This window comes from Paraburkholderia sp. SIMBA_053 (assembly GCF_046534895.1).
GTDB classification, from domain to species: domain Bacteria; phylum Pseudomonadota; class Gammaproteobacteria; order Burkholderiales; family Burkholderiaceae; genus Paraburkholderia; species Paraburkholderia caledonica.
Genome location: NZ_JAWRXU010000016.1, coordinates 77004 through 97250 on the forward strand (window position 1 = coordinate 77004; position 20247 = coordinate 97250).

Annotated in this window: 14 protein-coding genes; 3 read left to right on the forward strand and 11 right to left on the reverse strand. The window is 63.3% G+C overall.

All coding sequences use genetic code 11. From position 1 onward, the window contains the following. Positions 1-5: 5 nt before the first annotated feature. The 5 genes from glgX to SB753_RS30310 all read right to left on the reverse strand — a co-directional run bounded on the left by glgX (position 6) and on the right by SB753_RS30310 (position 12622). Positions 6-2225 (reverse strand): glycogen debranching protein GlgX, encoded by a 2220-nt coding sequence (gene glgX, locus SB753_RS30290; protein WP_410803534.1) that lies wholly within the window; start codon positions 2223-2225, stop codon positions 6-8. Between the two features lie 144 nt (positions 2226-2369). Then, on the reverse strand, positions 2370-4580 hold the full coding sequence (glgB, locus tag SB753_RS30295; RefSeq protein WP_410803536.1) for a 1,4-alpha-glucan branching protein GlgB: 2211 nt from the start codon (positions 4578-4580) through the stop codon (positions 2370-2372). Further along, the gene (gene treS / locus SB753_RS30300) at positions 4573-8034 is read right to left on the reverse strand and encodes a maltose alpha-D-glucosyltransferase (RefSeq protein WP_410803538.1); all 3462 of its coding nucleotides are present in this window, start codon (positions 8032-8034) and stop codon (positions 4573-4575) included. Before treS ends, glgB begins: the two co-directional genes overlap by 8 nt. Continuing rightward, positions 8031-11483: a maltotransferase domain-containing protein gene (locus tag SB753_RS30305; RefSeq protein ID WP_410803540.1), complete on the reverse strand. Its 3453-nt coding sequence runs from the start codon at positions 11481-11483 to the stop codon at positions 8031-8033. The genes treS and SB753_RS30305 overlap by 4 nt, the downstream gene beginning before the upstream one ends. Before the next feature lie 476 nt (positions 11484-11959). After that, on the reverse strand, positions 11960-12622 hold the full coding sequence (locus tag SB753_RS30310; RefSeq protein ID WP_087752679.1) for a DUF1345 domain-containing protein: 663 nt from the start codon (positions 12620-12622) through the stop codon (positions 11960-11962). A gap of 397 nt (positions 12623-13019) precedes the next feature. Between SB753_RS30310 and SB753_RS30315 the strand changes: the two genes are divergently transcribed. Next, positions 13020-13757 (forward strand): metallophosphoesterase, encoded by a 738-nt coding sequence (locus tag SB753_RS30315; RefSeq protein WP_020071033.1) that lies wholly within the window; start codon positions 13020-13022, stop codon positions 13755-13757. Between the two features lie 22 nt (positions 13758-13779). Here SB753_RS30315 and SB753_RS30320 read toward each other — a convergent pair whose 3' ends face one another. The 3 genes from SB753_RS30320 to SB753_RS30330 form a co-directional block, all read right to left on the reverse strand. Next, a complete protein-coding gene (locus tag SB753_RS30320) occupies positions 13780-14481 on the reverse strand; it encodes an RES family NAD+ phosphorylase (protein WP_088176547.1) in 702 nt (233 codons plus the stop codon). Beyond that, positions 14478-14915: an MbcA/ParS/Xre antitoxin family protein gene (locus tag SB753_RS30325; RefSeq protein WP_088176546.1), complete on the reverse strand. Its 438-nt coding sequence runs from the start codon at positions 14913-14915 to the stop codon at positions 14478-14480. The genes SB753_RS30320 and SB753_RS30325 overlap by 4 nt, the downstream gene beginning before the upstream one ends. 724 nt (positions 14916-15639) lie before the next feature. Then, entirely contained in the window at positions 15640-16491 is an 852-nt protein-coding gene (locus SB753_RS30330) for a LysR family transcriptional regulator (RefSeq protein ID WP_410803543.1), read from the reverse strand. 98 nt (positions 16492-16589) lie between these two features. Between SB753_RS30330 and SB753_RS30335 the strand changes: the two genes are divergently transcribed. Further along, the gene (locus tag SB753_RS30335) at positions 16590-16973 is read left to right on the forward strand and encodes a tautomerase family protein (protein WP_020071028.1); all 384 of its coding nucleotides are present in this window, start codon (positions 16590-16592) and stop codon (positions 16971-16973) included. A gap of 154 nt (positions 16974-17127) precedes the next feature. Continuing rightward, a complete protein-coding gene (locus tag SB753_RS30340; RefSeq protein ID WP_410803545.1) occupies positions 17128-17964 on the forward strand; it encodes a TOBE domain-containing protein in 837 nt (278 codons plus the stop codon). 37 nt (positions 17965-18001) lie between these two features. Here SB753_RS30340 and SB753_RS30345 read toward each other — a convergent pair whose 3' ends face one another. Genes SB753_RS30345 through modA form a run of 3 tightly spaced genes read right to left on the reverse strand, consistent with a single transcriptional unit; the run spans position 18002 to position 20204 of the window. Continuing rightward, entirely contained in the window at positions 18002-18703 is a 702-nt protein-coding gene (locus SB753_RS30345; protein WP_410803547.1) for a sulfate/molybdate ABC transporter ATP-binding protein, read from the reverse strand. 1 nt (position 18704) lies between these two features. Beyond that, complete coding sequence (gene modB, locus SB753_RS30350) at positions 18705-19379, reverse strand: molybdate ABC transporter permease subunit (protein WP_020071025.1); 675 nt, start codon at positions 19377-19379, stop codon at positions 18705-18707. A gap of 51 nt (positions 19380-19430) precedes the next feature. Beyond that, the gene (modA, locus tag SB753_RS30355; RefSeq protein WP_410803550.1) at positions 19431-20204 is read right to left on the reverse strand and encodes a molybdate ABC transporter substrate-binding protein; all 774 of its coding nucleotides are present in this window, start codon (positions 20202-20204) and stop codon (positions 19431-19433) included. Between the last annotated feature and the right edge of the window lie 43 nt (positions 20205-20247).

A 20247-nucleotide genomic window follows, 5' to 3' on the forward strand; every position in this document is an offset into this window, starting at 1 on the left:
GCGATCTACGTGGTCGGCGACGAGTCGCTCGTCGGCGGATGCTCGCCGGGATCGGGCGGCAGGGCAGTCAACAGACGTGGCCCATGCTGCGCGCCGGCTATCCAGCCCGCTTGCCAGTCGGCCTCGCCGACCGGTTGCGCGGCCAGTATCACGAGGCCATGCGCCGCGACTTCGATATCCAACGCGGCGAGCCGGTGCGGCGCGCTTTCCGTATCCGCAGTGTCTAACAGCACGTGCCATTCCAGGTGCGGCGCAGGGGGCGTAAAACGCAGCCCTTCTGCACTCGCGTTGAGCATCATCAACAATACTTCCGTTTCGCCATTCAGGCCCGGACCTGCGCGCCGCAATGTGAATGCGCGCCCTTCAGGGTCCTGCCAGGCTTCGATCGTCAGCGGGTCGCCTTTCTCGTCGAACCAGCCGATGTCGAAAAGCCCCGGCAACACTTCACGGTCGCCAAACAGAAAACGCGTTTCGCGCAGCAGCTGATGCCGTTTGCGCAGCGCGATCACGCGCGCCACGAATTCGGTCATCTGGCGGCCGTCCGGCGCTTGCGCGGCTTCCCAGTTGATCCAGGACAGTTCGTTATCCTGGCAGTACGCATTGTTGTTGCCGTTCTGCGTGCGCAACAATTCGTCGCCGGCCAGCATCATCGGCGTGCCGAGTGCGACGAGCAGCGTGGCCATCATCGAGCGCGCCACGCGTTTTCGGGTTTCGAGAATCGCCGGGTCGTCGGTCGGTCCTTCCACGCCCCAATTGCTGCTGCAATTCTCGTTGTGACCGTCGTTGTTGCCTTCGCGATTCGCCTCGTTGTGCTTGTGCTCATACGCGGTAATGTCGGCAAGCGTAAAACCGTCATGCGACGCGACGAAATTGATCGACGCCCACGGCTTCCTGAAACGCCGGTTGAAGAAATCGGCGGAACCGGTCAGGCGGGCTGCGAGATCCGGCCGCAGGCCCGCGTCGCCACGCCAGAAACGGCGCACGGTATCGCGGAAACGGTCGTTCCATTCGCCAAAACCCGGTGGATGATTGCCAAGCTGATAACCGCCCGGACCGATGTCCCACGGCTCCGAAATCAGTTTGCGTTGCGAGAGTATCGGGTCCTGGCGCAGCGCATCGAAGAAACCCGAGCCCGGATCGAAACCATGCTGCTCGCGCCCGAGCGTTACGCCGAGATCGAAACGGAAGCCGTCGATATTGAAGGCCGTCGACCAGTAGCGCAGTGAATCCATCACCATTTGCAGTACGCGCGGATGCGGCAGATTCACCGTGTTGCCGCAGCCGGTGTCGTTGATATGGTGCCGTTCGTCGCCGGGAATCAGCCGGTAGTAGCTTGCGTTGTCGAGACCGCGCCATGAGACGGTCGGGCCCATTTCATTGCCTTCGCACGTGTGGTTGTACACCACGTCGAGAATCACTTCGATGCCGGCCGCGTGCAACTGGCGCACGGCAATGCGCATTTCGTCGAGCCGGTGCGTGCTGAGATACGACGGCTCGGGCGCGAAGAACGCCGCTGTGTTGTAACCCCAGTAGTTGCGCAGGCCGCGTTCAACCAGGAAGCGGTCGTTCAGAAATGCATGTACGGGAAGCAATTCGACGGCGGTCACACCGAGCTTCAGCAAATGCTCGATAAAGTCCGGCGACGACAGCGCCGCGAACGTACCGCGTTCATGCTGACGCAAATCGGGGCGCAGCATCGACGCGCCGCGCACATGCGCTTCATAAATAATGGTTTCGCCCCACGGCACATCGGGGCGCTTGTCGTGCGACCAGTCGAACGCTTCGTCGATCACGACGCATTTAGGCATCGCAGGCGCCGAGTCGCGCCGGTCGATTGAAAGATCCGCGCGATTCGAATGCACGCGATAACCGAACAACGCATCCGACCAGCGGAACTGGCCGACGAGCTTGCGCGCGTACGGATCGAGCAGCAGCTTGTGCGGATTGAAACGGTGGCCATGCTGCGGCTGATACGGACCGTGCGCGCGAAAGCCGTAAGCGGTGCCCGGATGCGCGTTAGGCAGATAGCCGTGCCACACTTCGTCGGTGCATTCGGGCAGCGGGTAGCGCTTGATCTCCTTCCGACCCGTGGGATCGAACAGGCAAAGCTCGATTTTCTGCGCGTTCGCCGAGAACACTGCAAAGTTGACGCCAAGGCCGTCCCAACTGGCTCCGAGCGGATACGGCGAGCCAGGCAGAAGCCGGTCGGGCATTGCATGCGACATGGTTCCGCTTCCTTGTTCTGTTTGATGCAGCGCTAGCGCGGGCCTTCATGCAACGAGCGCGCGGCCGGTTTTCACGCGGCCGCGCGCTCGCTTCGGCATGACCGGGCGGCGCCCGGTCGCACCCGTTTCCCTGTCAGTCTCCGCTCAATCGGCTCGCAGCACGATCGTCGCTAGCGGCGGCAAGGTCAGGGAGGCCGAATGCGGCCAGCCGTGGCTCTGAATCGCCTCGGTATGAATAAGACCGCCGTTGCCCATATTCGAGCCGCCGTACACGCCTGCATCTGTATTGAGCACTTCCGACCAGCGTCCTTCGCGCGGCATGCCGACGCGGTAGCCGACGCGCGGCACCGGCGTCATGTTGCACACCACGACGAGTTCGCGACCCGCCCCGTCCGTGCGGCGATACGCGAACACGCTGTTGGCGCTGTCGTCGCCCACCAGCCAGTCGAAGCCGCCTGGCTCGCTGTCGAGCAGATGCAGCGCCGGTTCGTGGCTGTACAAACGGTTCAGGTCGCGGACCAGCAACTGCACGCCATGATGATGAGCGTCGTCGAGAAGATGCCAGTGCGGGGACGCGTCATGATTGAATTCCGCGATCTGACCGAATTCGCCCCCCATGAAAAGCAGCTTCTTGCCAGGGTGCGTCCACATGAAGCCGAAATACGCGCGCAGATTGGCGAACTTCTGCCACGTGTCGCCGGGCATCTTGCCGAGCAGCGAGCCTTTGCCGTGCACCACTTCATCGTGCGAGAGCGGCAGCACGAAGCGCTCGGAATACGCGTAGACCATGCCGAACGTCATGTTGTGATGGTGGTACTGCCGATAGACGGGATCTTCCTGCATGTAGTGCAGTGTGTCGTGCATCCAGCCCATGTTCCATTTGAAGTTGAAACCCAGGCCGCCGTCTTCGACGCGCGCCGTCACGCCTGGCCAGGCGGTAGATTCCTCAGCGATGGTGATCGCGCCGGGCACGCCTGGCACGTAGCCCACTTCATGATTGAGGCGCTTCAGGAACGCGATCGATTCGAGGTTTTCGCGCCCGCCGTAAATATTCGGCACCCACTCGTCGGCGGCGCGCGAATAGTCGCGGTAAAGCATCGACGCAACGGCGTCCACGCGCAGGCCGTCCACGTGATAGCGCTTCAGCCACGCGAGGCCCGAGGCCACCAGGAACGCGCTCACCTCGTTGCGGCCGAGGTTGTAAATCATCGTGTTCCAGTCCTGGTGATAGCCCTCACGTGGGTCGGCGTGCTCGTAAAGCGGTGTGCCGTCGAACTCGACGAGGCCGTGCGCGTCGTTCGGGAAATGCGCGGGCACCCAGTCGAGAATCACGCCGAGTCCGGCCTCGTGCGCCTTGTTCACGAAGGCGGCGAACTGCTCCGGTTTGCCGAAGCGCGCGGACGGCGCAAACTGCCCAAGCGGCTGATAGCCCCACGATCCGCCGAACGGATGCTCCGCGACCGGCATGAACTCCACGTGCGTGAATCCCATGGTCTTCACATAGGGAATCAGGCGCTCGGCGAGTTCGTCCCAATCCAGGCCTCGCTGACCTTCTTCGGCGATGCGCAACCACGATTCCGCATGCACCTCGTAAATGGAAATCGGCGAGCGCGGCGTCTGTTTTTCGCCGCGCGACTGGATCCATTCTTGGTCGCTCCACGGAAACTGCTCGATCTCGTCGACATGTGCGACGACCGAGGCCGTGCCTGGCGGCTTCTCGGTCTGCATTGCACAAGGGTCGGCTTTCAGCGGCAGCGGATGGCCGTCACGTGCAAGCAACTCGTATTTGTAGCGCGTGCCCGGCCCGACCCGCGGCACGAACAATTCCCACACGCCCGCCTGATGACGCAGGCGCATCGGATGACGCCGGCCGTCCCACGCGTTGAAGTCGCCCACCACGGAGACGCGCCGCGCGTTCGGCGCCCATACGGCAAAGCGCACGCCAGGCACGCCGTCCACTTCCATGGGGCGTGAGCCGAGACACTCGAGCACGGCATAGGGATCGCCGCCCGCGAGACGCCCGAGCGGTTCATCGCCGAGAACGGGGCCGAACGAATACGTGTCCTCGATTTCCTGCTCCGTGCCATGCCAGTCGATACGCAGACGGTACGGCACCGCCGCGCTCACGCGGCCCGCAAAAAGGCCCGGACGCAACTCCTGAAGTTCGCCGAGCAACGAGCCGTCGGCACGCGAAATCACGCTGACATGCGCCGCATTGGGCAACAGCGCGCGCACCACGGGACCACTGTCAGTGTGATGCAGTCCGAGCTGCGAGAAAGGATCGGGGTGACGCGCTTCGACGAGCGCATCCATATCGAGCGGCTGAAGGCCTGCGGCCGGATCGTGTTCACTCATAGTCGCCCTCGGCCGGATGAGGCGGTGTGGCGGCGTCTTGCGCCTGGGTTGACGGATCGTGCGACGTGGTTTTGTCGCCGAGCAAACGGCCTGCGAGCGCGGCTAGTCCGCGCACCGGCAAGCTGAGCCATGCCGGACGGTTGGCCGCTTCATAGCGGATTTCGTACGCGGCCTTCTCGATCAGGAACAGATCGAGTAGCGCCTGTTCCGCCTCCGGCGCGACAAGCGGCGTCGGTGCTTCGGCGGTGGCTGCGCGGTATTCCTTCAGGAATGTTTCCGTGGCTTGCACGCGGAAACGGTCGAACAGGGAACGTTTGCGATCCGCGGTCTGCTGCGGTGCGCTTTCCATCGTGGACTGCGCCGCGGCGCTCGCATACGACAACGAACGCATCAGGCCGGCCACGTCGCGCAGCGGGCTCGACTTCTGCCGACGCTCTTCGAGCGAGCGCGCCGGCTCGCCTTCGAAGTCGATCAGATAGGCGTCGCCCTGTGCGACCAGCACCTGGCCCAGATGGAAGTCGCCGTGAATGCGAATCCGCTGCGCTTGCGTGTCGGGCGAAACCAGTTTGTTGACGGCCTCGACCAGCGCGGCACGCCGGTCGACCACGCTTTTCGCGAGGGCTTTCGTCTCCGCATCGAGCATCTGTTCGACGCGCGGCGCGAGCAGGTCGAGCGCGCTCGCGAGCATCGACTGTGTGCCGTCGACCCATGCCTTCACTTGCTCGGCACTTGCCTGTTCAGGTGCGAACGCCGGGTCGTCGGTCGGCGAGGCGAGCGCGACGTGCAACTGTCCAAGGCGCCTGCCGATGATGCCGGCCAACGACGAGTAGCCTTTCAGCAGAAGAGTTTCGTTGCCGCGGTCGGGCGTCGACGACGCGTCGGTATCGACGGCGATCGCGAGTTCGTCCACCGAGCGGCGCAGATGATCGAGCGACCAGTTCCAGGCATCGCCCTGGTTGTCGACATAGCCTTGCAGAATCGCGAGCGTATGCGGCACGCCCTCGGGATCGACGCGCACCACTTCGCCAAAGAGCGGCGCGGTGTTCGCATAACCGAGCTGCGTCAGATAGCGGCTGATCTCCGCTTCCGGATGAATCCCGCTCACGAGGCGCCGCACCAGTTTCAGTACCGCAGCGTCTGCAATGATGAGCGAACTGTTGCTTTGCTCCGCCGCGAGCCAGCGAATTTCCGGGCGTTCGCCAAGATTTTCGAGTTCAGCGAAACGCTCCGTCGGAATGAACCTGATCTCGCTTTTCTGCACGGTCGGTATGACCGCGCGTTCGCGCAACTTGCGCATCACGCCGTGCGCGAAGATCGGCAACGCAAATGCGTCGGTCAGATGCCCGACGTTGCGGCCGCGCCGCACACGCGCCAACGCAAGTTGAAGGAACAGCGGCGTGGTCGTCTCGCCACCCCAGGTGATTGCGATCGGCACCACATAACGTTCGGTGTGATCGCCAACATCCGCTTCAATCTCGGTGAAGGCGAAGCCTCCGTTGGGGATCGTGGTCAACGCGGCGAGCCGGACCGCATGCATCTTCTGATCCTTCGATGCAAACCAGCGCCGGCGGCTCAACCACGAAGGCAGCACTTCGGATTCGAGCAGCCGCACGTTTTCGGGTGTCGGACCGACCTGGCCCTCGCGTATCACGATCGTGACGAATTCGGGCAACGGCTCGGGGTGCGCCTGCGACCAGGTCGGACGCTGTCCACCCGGACACAACATGAACCACAGGAAGCCGTACGGCGGGAACGTCAGCAGGTAAGTCAACTGGCCGATTGGGGGGAACACGGAATCGGCGGTCATTTCAATCGGCACCGAGCCGTTGAATTCCGACAGGTCGAGTTCCACCGCTTGTGGCGCGCGTGACAGATTCGCGACGCAAAGGATCGGCGGCTCGTTGGGCATCTCACGTAGATACGCGAGAATCTTGCGATTTTCCGGCTTCAGGAAGCGGATCGTGCCGCGTCCGAAAGTCTGTTTCGCGCGACGCGTGGCGAGCATGCGCCGGGTCCAGTTGAGCAGCGAATGCGGATCGCGGCTTTGCGCTTCGACGTTGACCGCGTCGAAGCCGTAAAGCGAACCCATCACGGGCGGCAATACGAGTTGCTCAGGATCGGCGCGCGAAAAGCCGCCATTCCGGTCCGACGACCATTGCATCGGCGTGCGCACACCGTCGCGGTCGCCAAGGTGGATGTTGTCGCCCATGCCCAGTTCGTCGCCGTAATAGATAACGGGCGTGCCCGGCATGGACAACAGCAGCGAATTGATCAACTCGATGCGGCGGCGGTCGCGCTCCATCAGCGGTGCGAGGCGGCGGCGAATGCCGAGGTTAAGGCGCGCGCGGCGATCGCTCGCGTAGGTATTCCACAGGTAATCGCGCTCGGAATCCGTGACCATTTCGAGCGTCAGTTCGTCGTGATTGCGCAGGAAAATGGCCCACTGATTCGTTTCGGCAAGGTCCGGCGTTTGCCGCATGATGTCCGTGATCGGAAAGCGGTCCTCGCTCGCAATGGACATGTAGATGCGCGGCATCAGCGGGAAGTGGAACGCCATGTGGCATTCGTCTTCGTCGCCGAAATATTCCTTCACGTCTTCCGGCCACTGGTTCGCTTCGGCGAGCAGCATACGGTTCGGATATTCCGCGTCGATAGTCGCGCGAATCTTTTTCAGAATGGCATGCGTTTCCGGCAGGTTCTCGTTGTTCGTGCCTTCGCGTTCGACCAGATAGGGCACGGCGTCGAGTCGCAGCCCGTCGATACCCATGTCGAGCCAGAACCGCATGATCTGCAACACCTCGCGCAGCACGGCCGGGTTGTCGAAATTCAGATCGGGCTGGTGCGAGTAAAAGCGGTGCCAATAGTAAGCGCCCGCGACCGGATCGTGCGTCCAGTTCGACGGCTCCGAGTCGATGAAAATAATCCGTGTTTCCTGATACTTCTGGTCGGTATCGGACCACACATAGAAGTTGCGATGGTTCGAGCCCGGCTTCGCGCGGCGCGCGCGCTGAAACCACGGGTGCTGATCCGACGTGTGGTTGATCACGAGCTCGGTAATCACGCGGATGCCGCGCGCATGCGCCTCCTGAATGAAGCGCTTGACGTCGGAAAGCTGGCCGTAGTCGGGATGCACGTTGCGGTAATCGGCAATGTCGTATCCGTCGTCGCGACGCGGCGACGGATAGAACGGCAGCAGCCAGATCGCATTCACGCCGAGTTCGGCGATGTAATCGAGCTTGGCGATCAGGCCGGGAAAATCGCCGACGCCGTCGTTGTTCGCATCGAAGAACGACTTGATGTGCACCTGGTAGATGATTGCGTCTTTGTACCAGAGCGGATCGTCGCTCAATGTCGCGGGCTTGCCGCGGCGGCGCGCGCGAGCTTTTGTTGCAGTGGCGGTTGCCGTGCTTGCCTGGGCTTCCGACGTGCCTTGTGAGGGATCGTCACGCTTCATATCGCACCTTCCGTCGGGGTAGGGTTGCCAGCGTCTGCGTGAAGGTCGCTGGTCGAATCGCTGTCGGCTTCATCGGGACGCTCTGCGGGCAGGCCGCCGAGCGGCGCAATGCGCCAGATAGAAAAAGGCTGGCCCGGGCCGAGCCGCACATGTTGCCAGCGGCCGTGCCATGTGAAACGCGCGCCTGTCATCTGATCGGTCACTTCGAGCGCGCCCTGATCGTGCAGATTCCAATTCTGGAATGTCTCCCACGACAATTCGATGTCCGCGCCCTGTTCGTTGAACGGGTCAAGATTGATGGCGACGACAATCACGTTGTCGCGCGTTTCGGTTGCCTTCTCGAAGAATAGAATGTTGTCGTTGTGCGCGGGCAGGAACGTGAGGCCGAGGTGCGTTTGCAGCGCGGGATTCGCGCGGCGAATGCGGTTCAGCGCGGCGATCTCCGCCGTGATGTTGCCGGGCCGGTTCCAGTCCCACGCGCGCAATTGATACTTCTCGGAATCGAGATATTCCTCGCTGTTCGGCAGCGCAGCCGCTTCGCAGAGTTCAAAGCCGCTATACACGCCCCACAAGCCGGCGAGCGTGGAAGCGAGCGCCGCGCGAATCAGAAAGCCGGTGCGTCCCTGCGATTGCAGATGACGTGGGTTGATGTCCGGCGTATTCACGAAGAAGTTCGGCCGATAGAAGTCGCGTGCGCTGGTTTGCGTGAGGTCCGTCAGATACTCGATGAAATCGCGTTTCGACTCGCGCCACGTGAAATACGTGTACGACTGCGAGAAACCGATCTTGCCGAGCCGGTACATCATGCGCGGACGCGTGAATGCTTCGGCGAGGAAAATCGTGTCCGGATGCCGCGCACGCACGTCGCCGATCACCCATTCCCAGAAAGGCAGCGGCTTGGTGTGCGGGTTGTCGATGCGGAAGATATGCACGCCCGCGTCGATCCAGAACAGAAACACGTCGCGCAATGCTAGCCACAGGTCGGGCTTCGCGTCGTGCGCGTAGAAGTCGGGATTGACGATGTCCTGGTACTTCTTCGGCGGATTTTCCGCATATCGCAGCGTGCCGTCGGGACGCCACGCAAACCACGTGGGGTGCTCCTTCAGCCACGGATGATCCGGCGAGCATTGCACCGCGAAGTCGAGCGCGATTTCGAGGCCATGCGCGTGCGCGGCGGCGAGCATCTTCTTGAAGTCGTCGAGCGTGCCCAGTTGCGGATGCACGGCGGTATGTCCGCCTTCTGCCGCGCCGATCGCATACGGACTGCCTACGTCGCCGGGCTGTGCGTTCAGCGTGTTGTTGCGGCCCTTGCGATTCGACACGCCGATTGGATGAATCGGCGGAAAGTACAGCACGTCGAAGCCCATGTCGCGAATGCGCGGCAGCTTGGTCGTGACATCGGCGAACGTGCCGTGGCGCGATTCGTCGTCGCTCATCGAGCGCGGGAAGATTTCGTACCAGCTTGCAAAGCGCGCGGCGGTGCGCTCGGCGTCGATCTTGTATGTCACTGGATCGCGACTCAGGAACGGACGATGCCGCGCGGCGGTCATCGCCTTCCTGGTGCCGGCATCCAGAAGCAGTTTGAGCTTCGTTTCGGCGTCGGCCTTGGTGAAATGCTCGACGATATTTTTGAGCGGTTCGATGACCGCACCTTCGGTCGTTTCGACTTCGGCCAGCACGAGCGCGAACAGATGCGCGGCTTCATCGAGTTCGGTCTCGACGGTTTGGCCCGCCTTCAACTTTTTCTCGACATGTTCGACGAGCGAAGCGAAGTCGTCGCGCCAGGCGATCACGGTGAATTCGTGACGTCCCATGCGATCGAGCGGAATGCGCGCCTTCCAGATGTCGAGACCCGCGGGCTGCGCCGGCGCCATCAGCACTTCGTGCCAGGTGTTCTCGTCGGCGGCACGCCACAGCACGGCGGCGGCGATCTTGTCGTGTCCTTCCGCGAAAATTGCAGCGCTGATTTCAGCGCGCTCACCGACGCTTCGTTTGGCGGGGAAGCGGCCATTGTCCACAGAAGGCGTCACGCTTTCGATCGCCACGCGCGGCGCGTTGATCGCTTCGATCACGGTCTTGCGACCGCTACGCTTGCTGTTGGGCTTGTCGATGGGCGGCGCAAGACAGATCGGCTTCTCCGCCAGGGCCTGGAAGAGGCGCACAGCGCCGGGTGCGAGCGCGAACGGCGTTAAAGCCGCAGGCGAGGCACGGCCTGGCGAATCGAGAGGGACGAAGCGCGTGAAATTGCCGGGCACGCTGGCGAGAAAACGCGCCGGATCGACGCGCACAGGCGCGCCGAGTTCCGGATTGATTGCGATGAGAACCGCCTCGGCGGCATCGCGCAGGTCGGGTTGGTCGGCGCGCAGCAGCACCGCGGCGGGTGCGCCAGGCCCGCTCAACGCGCGCAATTCCCCGTTCGCGTGCAGCGCTCTTGACGTGCGTGCAAGTTCGTTGGCGCGCGTGATCTGCGGCGTCAGGTCGAATTTTTTCGCCTGGCAAGCCAGTGCGAATTGCGACGCGTCGCCTCGGGTTTGCGACATTGGTTCGCTCACGCCGTATTCGAAGCCCATCGGCATCAGCCAGCCGGTGCCGATGGCGGACGCCGCGTACAGCGCGCGGCGATACGCGCGTTCGACGATGCTCGAATCATGCGGGTCGCTCAACTCGGCGGCGAGGCGAGTGCCGTAAGGCGCTTCGGGAAACGCAATCGGTCCGCCGATGCGCGCGAGCACCGCATGCTCTTCCACCATCCAGCTCGCGCGGTAGTCCCACCAGCGCACCGACGAGAACACGCTGTCGAAGCCCGCGCCCTGAAGCCCGATCAGATCGCTGCGGGCAAGGCCTGGCGTCGCCGCGAGAAATCGCACGTCGGGATGCGCGGTGCGTACGGCGTCGCGCAAATGCCGCCACACCTCGGCGGGTACGCGATGCGGAGAATCGAAGCGGAAACCGCCAATGCCGGCGTCGGCAAGCGCCAGCAGCTGCTGCGTCCACCAGTCGGCTAGCGCGGCACGCGTGCCGGCGTCGTTGAAGTTCGCGTAGGCGACGTTGTCCTCACGATGCACATGCCGTGGGTCTAGCCGCGCCTCCTCGGATTCCAGCGGATGGAACCAGTCCGCATGCTCCGCGTAGAGTGCGCCATCGGCGGCCACCCGGTCGATCACCAGATCGACCAGCAACGTGAGGCCTTGCTGACGCGCCCCGCCTGCGAGAGTGCGGATGGCGTCGACGGCGGGCTGTTCGGTTTCGAACACGGGATGCAGCCGCGCATGGTTGCCGACCACCTGCCCGTGGCTCGCCCGGCCCGGTTCGAAGAGGCTGCCGATCAACGCGTGATCGAAGCCCAGTGCGGCCGCGTGGGCGAACTGCGCGGGCCACGCGTCAAGCGGTCCAACCAGAAGTGAATGAAAAAAATAGATCCGCGGCGCGTACCCGTTTGGAGATTCCATCGGTCGTTTCCAGATTTGTCCTGCTGCGGTGTGGATGCAAGTGACATGCGATCACAGCGCTCATTGGGCTTCCAGAGCCGGAGGCCGCGCGGTCCGTAGACTGTGGCGCGTACTGGTCAATGTAGTGCAAAGATCGTCACGCCGCTGGCCAGTTACAGGTGCACAGACGCCAGGCGTCGGGGCGGGCCGGCCAGAACCGTCTGCGGAGGTCAGCAAGGCTTGTGCCACTGAACTGATGCGACTGGCAGTGCAGGGCGACGGAGTGCCCTTATGGGAAGGTGTGCGGCAGCGAAGTCGGCGCGCTGCTGGAGAGGGCTGCGGGCACGTGTAAAACGGGCCGGAGATGGTCCGCGTTTTACACGAGATTTGCGGTGGGACGGGCAAGCGCCGTCATTGGGAGCGGCACGCGCGACTCACGGCTCGGCGAGGCGCGCGCGTCGTATTGGTGCGTGCTCGCCTTCGAGCAGTGGCGAACCTCAGGAACCGAGAAGGCCCGCCGCGATGTTCACGCACAAGCCGAGCACGGCGACGTTGAAGTAGAACGACAAAACGGATTGTGCGAGCGCGGCCCGGCGAATGGGACGTGAGCGCAGCACGACATCCGAGGTTTGCGAGGCAACCGCGATCGTGAACGAGAAGTAAAGTAAGTCCCAATAGTTCGGCGTGAGCGAATGATCGGGAAACAGAAGCGGCGTCTCCTGTACGTCGGTATCGTAGTAGAGCCGGGCGTAGTGCTGGGTGAAGATGGTGGGAATCAGGAACCACGCGCCCATCAGCGTGAGGCCGGTCAGCGTGTAGTGCCATACCGTCGACGCACCCGCCGTGCCCTTCGCCGAGGCGAGTTCCAGCACGATCGCGGCAATGCTTGCAATGGTCGCCATGCAGATCACGAACAGTACGACGCCTGCGTTCTCGTCGTCACGGCGCGCGGAGTCGCGCACGCGACCTGCATCGGCGGCGGCCATGTGCGCCCAGATCAGCACCAGGTAAGTCCACACCGTAGTGTCCCAACCGACCAGCACGCGGACCATCGGACGCATGTGTTGTGGCGTCAAGATGGCGACGACGACGCCGACCGCGAGAGCGATCAGCATGCGCGGACGATTGCGAAGCGTTTGCGGATAATATTTTATGAGCATGGAAGGGGAGCGGAAGGCGGGCGTGTCGCGGATTCTACTCGTCTGCGGGCGTCGATTGACGAACGGGGCGCGTCGTACTCACAGCCGCTTACAACGGCTTTGCGAGCGCCTTTCAGTCGAAGCACGGATGCAAGCTCGCAGCACTTGTGTGCGCAACTTTCAGTGGCCGATCCTGGTCGGATTGCTGTTCGCGCGCGCGTGACAGCGGCTTGCGGGCAACATGAGTTGTCAAAACGCGAAGCCAGCAAGACCGCGCCCGCAAACAGGCTGTTTTCGGCAAACTCTGCCGCGTACGCGCGGGTTTTTGCGTGGTTTACTGTCAACTTTGCGCTTTCTCCTGCCGCGCTACGAGAGGCAGCGCTCATACGCATTGGAGATTGCGCATTATCATGAACGTATGGCTTCCGTACTCGACACCTCTGTTCAGCACCATTCGGCGAACCGGAGCGGCCGCGACTTCGTAGTCGGCGACTTGCACGGTTGTGTCGATGCATTGCGCTATCTGCTGCGCCTCGTCTCGTTCGATCCTGCATGTGACCGGCTCTTTTCAGTCGGCGATCTGGTGGATCGCGGCGAGCATTCCGAACAGGCGCTGGCTCTGCTCGACAAGCCCTGGTTTTTCGCCGTGCTCGGCAATCATGAAGACGCGCTGTGCGCCGTCGCCGATGGCCGGTTGCGGCGGCAATGGTGGTACGGCATTGGCGGCGCGTGGGCAGCGAATCTGCCCGACGAGAGTTTGCGTCGCTATGCCGAACGGCTGCGCACGCTGCCGCTCGTGCGCGTGGTGGGCAGCGGCCCTGAACGTTTCAATGTTCTGCATGCCGAATTTTTCGGCACTGACGCCGAACTCGATGCCGGCAATTTCTCCGCGGACACGCGGCAGCAATTGCTGTGGGGACGTGATCTTGCGATGGGCAACGGCGATCCGCAGCGGCAGCGTGGTTTGTCGCTCACGTACTGCGGCCATACTCCGATGCGCGACATCAAGCAGGTCGGCGCGCAGGTGTTCATCGACACGGGCGCATTTGGCCCGGGCGGCAGGCTGACTATCGTCGAGCCGCGAGCGCTGCGGCGCTGGTCGATTTCAGTGGAAGAAGCGCGCGCCGAAGGCGCGGCGGCGCTGGCGCTGCCCTGACGAGGCGCTTATCGAGGCGCTCTCAGCCGACCTGGTTGAGCTCGAACACCATATCCACGCTCGTGCCGTTCCAGTTGTATTCCAGATACGCCGCGTGGTGACAGTCGCGCAGCAGCGTTGTCCTGAATGCAGCTAGGCATTCGCCTTCAGTATCCCGCACCGATGGATACGCGATGCCCGGCGCTCCCGCTTCACGCACCGCACGGCCGAGCGATTGACCGGCGAGGTAGTCGTCGGGAGAGAGCACTGCGAGATCGAGTTTCGGATCGCCGCGAAGGTCGACCACTTCCCCTTGTGCCACGACGGTATAGAGGCGCATTTGCTGACGCATTGGCGGCTCCGCGGTGGCTTCCAGAAATCTGGCCGTGTGATACCGCGTTTCGGCGATGGCCGTGACGCGCGAACGGGCGCAATAGAACACGCCGTAGGTGCCGTCGGAAAACCTGCTGCCTAGCGGATTCAGATGCGTGAGCGCGGCCATGATCGGTCCGTAGCCCGGCCCAAAACGGCGTTCTTCACGCGGCACGAGATCGAGTTCTCCGACTTCGGTGCGCAGACGGTCGTTGGTCATTGCTTCGAGCGCGTATAGCGCGTCGAAATCTTCCGGCGATGCAACCCGATCGAACAGATTGACGGCCGGAAAACGAGTGGGAATCACGCGATACGCGGGCGACCAATCCAGAGGCGCGCTGCGCCAGCGGTCCTGCCAATGCGGTTCTGTCACGCCCAGCCGCCTCGCATTGCGTCGAGATACTGGCGCACGGCCACGAGGTCGCTGACATTGCCCGCCAGCATGCGGTCGAGCGCGCGACGGCCGCCGAATGGCGGTGCGCTATTAGGGCGTTTGATCCAGGTGTCCGCTGTGCCCGGTTGCGGCAACAGGATTTGCAGCGCCTTGTAGATGCCGAGCAGCAGAGACAGGCGCTCCAGCGTATCGCGACCGACGCGCGCCGTTTCCGGCGCCTGCTTCCACTTGAAAAAAGTGGAGCGGCCTGGAGAACCGAGCAGCATGATCTGCTCGTCGGCGCTCAGATCCCAGTCTTGCGCAATTCTGAAGAACGCGCGCAAACCCGCCGCAGACATTTCTGCAAACGATGGTTCCGAAGTCGGCCGATGCAGAGGCGCTTCGGGCTGGGTGGCGCGGGCGGCATGAGCCATGAGCGGGTAAGTCCTTATATGTACTTATTGCCTATACTAGTCCAAATATGGATTTTTGCAAGGGAATATAATCCCGGCTCGTCACGAAAGTCAAAGATTCAGGAGATGCGGCAGATGTGGTTTCGAGCAGTAGCAACGGCGGTCGCCGTGTGGTGTGCGTCTGGAGCGGCCATCGCGGCCGGTTATACAGAAGTGTGGAATCCGCCTGAGGCGAGCGCGCACGGCAAGCACGGCGCGGTTGCCGGGCAGTCTGTGCGAGGTGGAAAGAGCGCTTCAAAGTCGGCGACCGCGGCCGGTCACCTAGAAAATTCGACCGATCACGGCGCTAGCAAACGCGTGGCGGCCACGGGCGCCAACAAAGCCTCTCACACGGCGCAAGGTAAGTCGAAGCAGAAGGTAGCGGTCGCCGCCTCAGGGACGAGGGGCCGCGCCCAAGTGGCACAGACGCAACCCGCTCAGTCGAAGGCAACGCACGCCGCTACGACCCAAAGTCACGCCGCCGGGGACGGCGCGATGAGCGACAACGGGAGCAAGCGAAGTGCGGCGAAAACATCGGCGACGATCGCGCCTCATGCCTCCGCGCCCTCGCCTAATACCAGCGCTAATCAGACGGCAGCAACCGCGGACCCGGCAACAGCCCGCAGCGGCTCACTTCCGCCGATCTTGCACTGAGTCGGCCAACCGCTAATCGCCAACGCACCCAAAACGCGTCCTTCCAGCCAGCTCACCCGCTCGCCAGCCCGTTCGTCACGAGCCGCAGCGTTTCCTTTGAACGCTCGTCCCGCACGCGGGAGTGCAGCGTCACGCGAGACTCCGGCAGTCGCGGCAGCCCAAGCCGCCCGCCGACATCGATCAAACCGCGCGGCGCGACTCTGCGCGCAAGTGGCGACACCGCGAGTCCCGCAGCCACCGCCGCGCCGACAGCCGCGACGCCGCCACCGACGAAGACCTCCTGCCACGCCACCGACGCCTCCGTCAGCGTACGCAGCGCGACATCGCGCACGTTGCACGGCGGGCTCAACAGCGCGAGCGCCAATGGTTCGCCCATTCGCGGCAGCCATGCCGGCGTTGCCAGCCATTCGAGCGGCTCGCTGAACAACACCTGAGCGTCGTCGCGCGGCGGTTCGTCCGCGCCATATCGGATGATCGCCGCATCGAGACGGCGTTCGTCGAAATGGGCGAGCAACGCAGCGGACGTACCCAGGTGCAGTTCGACCACGAGCCCTGGGTCGTGCGCGTTCAGTCGCGCCAGCAGTTGCGGCAGGTCGGGCCCCGCAACGTGTTCGCTCAGGCCGAGCGAGAGCCGCCGACGGTCCACTGACAGCGACCCCAGCGCCCGTTCATGCGCGGTCAACAGATCGCGGGCAGCGCTGAGAAACGCTTTGCCGTCGACGGAAAGACGCACCACGCGGGGCGTGCGCTCCAGCAACTGCTTGCCCAGATGTACTTCAAGGCGCTTGAGCTTGAGGCTGACCGCGGATTGCGTCGTGTCGAGCGCAGCGGCGGCGCGCGTGAAGCTGCACAGATCGGCGACAAGTACGAACGCACGGACGGCATCCAGATCGAGGACTTTCATTTCGAATGAATATAGATGAAATAGCCAGCAATATCTGTTCATTATGAACCGGCCGGCCTAAGCTGTGTGCACGTATTCACACATTTGAGGAGTCAGTCATGCCGATTACCCGAATCGCTTTGCGCGCCGGCAAGCCCGCCGAATATCGGAAGGCAATTGCGGACAGCACCCAGCGGGCGCTCGTTGCCACATTCAACGTGCCGAAAGACGACATCTTCATGTTGATCACGGAGCACGAAGCGGACAACTTCGTGTACGACAACCAGTACCTGAATGTGCAGCGAACCGACGATCTCGTGATGATTCAGATAACGCTGAACAACACGCGCACGCTGGAGCAGAAGAAGGCGCTTTACAAGCGCATGGTCGATGAGTTGCACGAGTCGCCCGGGCTGAGGCGAGAGGATGTGCTGATCAACCTCGTCGAAGTCCTGAAGGAGAACTGGTCGTTCGGCAACGGGATCGCTCAATACGCGCTTTGAGCGGCGGCGCTCGCTTCAACCGGTGCGGTCCGGGCGGCGCGGCAGTGTTGCCTTTCGGCTTGCCTGGCTAGCGTAGCCTTCAGCCTCCGAGGGGCGCAGCACCGGTCGCTATAATGATCTGCTGTTCCCGATCATTCACTGACCGCTCCTCGCCATGGCACCCGAGCTCAACGATCCGTCTCACGAACCGCTGGAAGTCGGCGGTTCGGTCTGGTTCCAGGCGGGCGCCAATACGCTCGGCGGCGCGTCGCGAATCGCGCTTCTCGCGGCGATCGGCGAAACCGGCTCCATCACCAGCGCGGCGAAGGCCGTCGGCATGAGCTACAAGGGCGCGTGGGACGCCGTCGATGCAATGAACAACCTCGCCGGCGAGCCGCTCGTCGTGCGTCTGACTGGCGGCAAGGGTGGCGGCGGCACCACGCTGACGCCGCGCGCACTCAAGCTCATCGAAACATTCCGCGCGGTCGAGCGCGAACATCGGCGCTTTCTCGAGCGTGCGGGCGCCGCAATCGAAGGTTTCGCGCCCGACTGGGATCTGATCGGCCGCATCGGTGTAAAAACGAGCGCACGCAATCAGCTGTACGGCACCGTGGCGCATATCGCGCGCGGCACGATCAACGACGAAGTCTCGCTGACGCTTCCCGGCGGGCACACGATCGTCGCCGTCCTCACACACGAAAGCACTGAATCGCTCGGCCTTGCAGTCGGCTCGGCGGCGTTCGCGTTGATCAAGGCGTCGTGGGTCGTGTTGCTAGTCGAACGGGAAAACAGCGCGCCGGTAAAGCTTTCTGCGCGCAACCAGCTGCGCGGCATCGTGCAAAGCGTGAAGCGGGGCGCGGTCAGTGCCGAGGTGTCGCTCATGCTCGAAGGCGGCGCGATCATCACCGCCGTGGTCACGAACGAGAGCGCCGAATCACTCGGTCTCGCACAAGGCGCGAGCGCCGTCGCGGCATTCATGGCGTCCAGCGTGATACTCGGCGTGAAAGACTGAGCGTTCGTGCGAGAGAGAGGGCAAGGGCGCCCGCCGGTCAGATTTCGCTGCGGGCGTAGCCGCTGAATGCCTGGCTTTCGCGAACTTGGCCGTCGCTGATCTGCACGACCTGATCCCCGAAGGCGGCTACGTCGTCGGGATCGTGCGTAATAAGCACCATCGGAATATCAAGCCGGGTTTGCAAGTCGGACAACTCAAGCCGCATGCGCTGACGCAGCGTGCTGTCCAACGCCGAAAACGGCTCGTCCAGCAACAGCAGTTGAGGTTGCGCGACGAGCGCACGCGCAAGCGCGACGCGCTGTTTCTGTCCGCCCGAAAGTTGCGCTGGATAGTTGCCGGCGACACCGCGTAACTCCAGCGCGTCGAGCCAGTAATCGATCTGTGCATGACTGCTGCGCGCGCGCGGATTGAACCAGCCGCGCTGCAAGCCGAAACCGATGTTTTGACGCACGTTCAGATGCGGAAACAGCGCGTAGTCCTGGAAAAGGTACGCGACCTTGCGCGCCTGCGGCTTCAGATCGACATTGAGCTTGCTGTCGAACAGCGCGTTGCCGTGCAGCGTGATCTTGCCTTCGTCGGGACGCAACAGACCGGCGATTGCCTGCAGCGTCAGGCTCTTGCCCGCGCCGGACGGGCCGAACAGCACCACGCGCTGCGTGGTCGCAGTGAAAGCGACGTCGAGCGCGAAGCGGCGTTCGGCGCTTACGAATGTCTTGTGGATGTCGACTTCGAGCGGCATATCAGCGGGAAACCAGAAGCGTGCGCTGCGGCACGAGGCGGCCGGCGAGCAGCAGGATCACGACGCACGTCACCGAGGTCACGATCACGAGGAAGTTCGCCGTGGCGTCGTCGCCCGCTTGCACAGCTGAGTAGACCGCGACCGAAAGCGTCTGCGTGCGGCCCGGCAGATTGCCCGCGATCATCAGCGTCGCACCAAATTCACCGAGCGCCCGCGCGAAGGCGAGCAGCCCGCCGGCGAGAATTCCGCGCGCGGCAAGCGGCAGGCTCACGCGAAAGAAAACCGCCGTTTCGCTGACGCCGAGCGTGCGCGCGGCGCGTTCGAGTTGGGGATCGACGGCTTCAAAGGCGGCGCGCGCCGATTTCAGCACGAGCGGGAACGCCACCACCGTCGACGCGATCACCGCGCCTTGCCAGGTGAACACCAGCTGAATGTCGAAGCGGTCGAGCCAGGCGCCGATCACACCGCGTCGCCCGAGCAGGACGAGCAGGTAGTAACCGAGCACCGTGGGCGGCATGACGAGCGGCAGCGTCAGCAACGAATCGACGACGTCGCGCGCTCCCGAGCGCCAGCGCGACAGGCCGAAACCGGCGGCAACACCGAACACCAGATTCAGCGCGGTCGCCCAGCCTGCCACCTTGAGTGACAGCATCAGCGGAATCCAGGCTTGTTGCATGATCGTCTGCGGTCCGTTGTCGACGTTGATGGAAGTGGAGCGATCCGGACGTTAGTGGGCCGGTTTGAAACCGTACTTCGCCAACACCGCCTGGCCGGCCGGCGACAAAACGAAGCTCACGAAGGCCTGCGCGTCCGCTGCATGACGGCTGCCCTCCACTTGCGCGATCGGGTAGGTGATCTGGGTTTGCGTCGGCACCGTCAGCGCGACCTTCACCTTGCCGGGGACGATGGCGGCGTCGGTGCCGAACACGAAACCGGCGTCCACTTCACCACGCGACACATAGTCGAGGCTTTGACGCACGTTCGCCGCCAGCACGGCCTTGGCGCTCACGGCATCCCACATGCCGGCGGCTTGCAACGCCCCTTGCGTGTATCGGCCAAGCGGCACGGAGGCCGGATCGCCATACGCAATCCGTTTCACATTCGACGACGTCAATTCGTTGAGACTGGACGGCGCAAAACGGCTGTCCGCCGGGACGATCAGGACGAGCGAATTGGCAGCGAAGTCCTTGCGCGTGGCCGGCACGATGACTTTCTCCGCCGCGGCCTTGTCCATGGCCTTCTGGTCGGCTGACGCAAAAACGTCGGCGGGCGCGCCTTTGGCGATTTGCTGCATCAGTACGTCGGACGCGCCGAAATTCAGCAGAACCTTGGTGCCGGCGTGCTGCTTTTCGAAGGCTTCGCTCACCGCGGTGAACGCATTGGTCAGGCTCGCGGCGGCGGAGACCACCAGTTCATCGGCGCGGGCGTTGACGCTAAAGACAATAGAAACCGCGCTGGTCATCAGCAGCGCTTGTTTCAGCAGGCGGCGGGACAGTGTCATGAACGTGTGGAAGTCCGGCGCGCGCCGGACCATGATTGGAAAC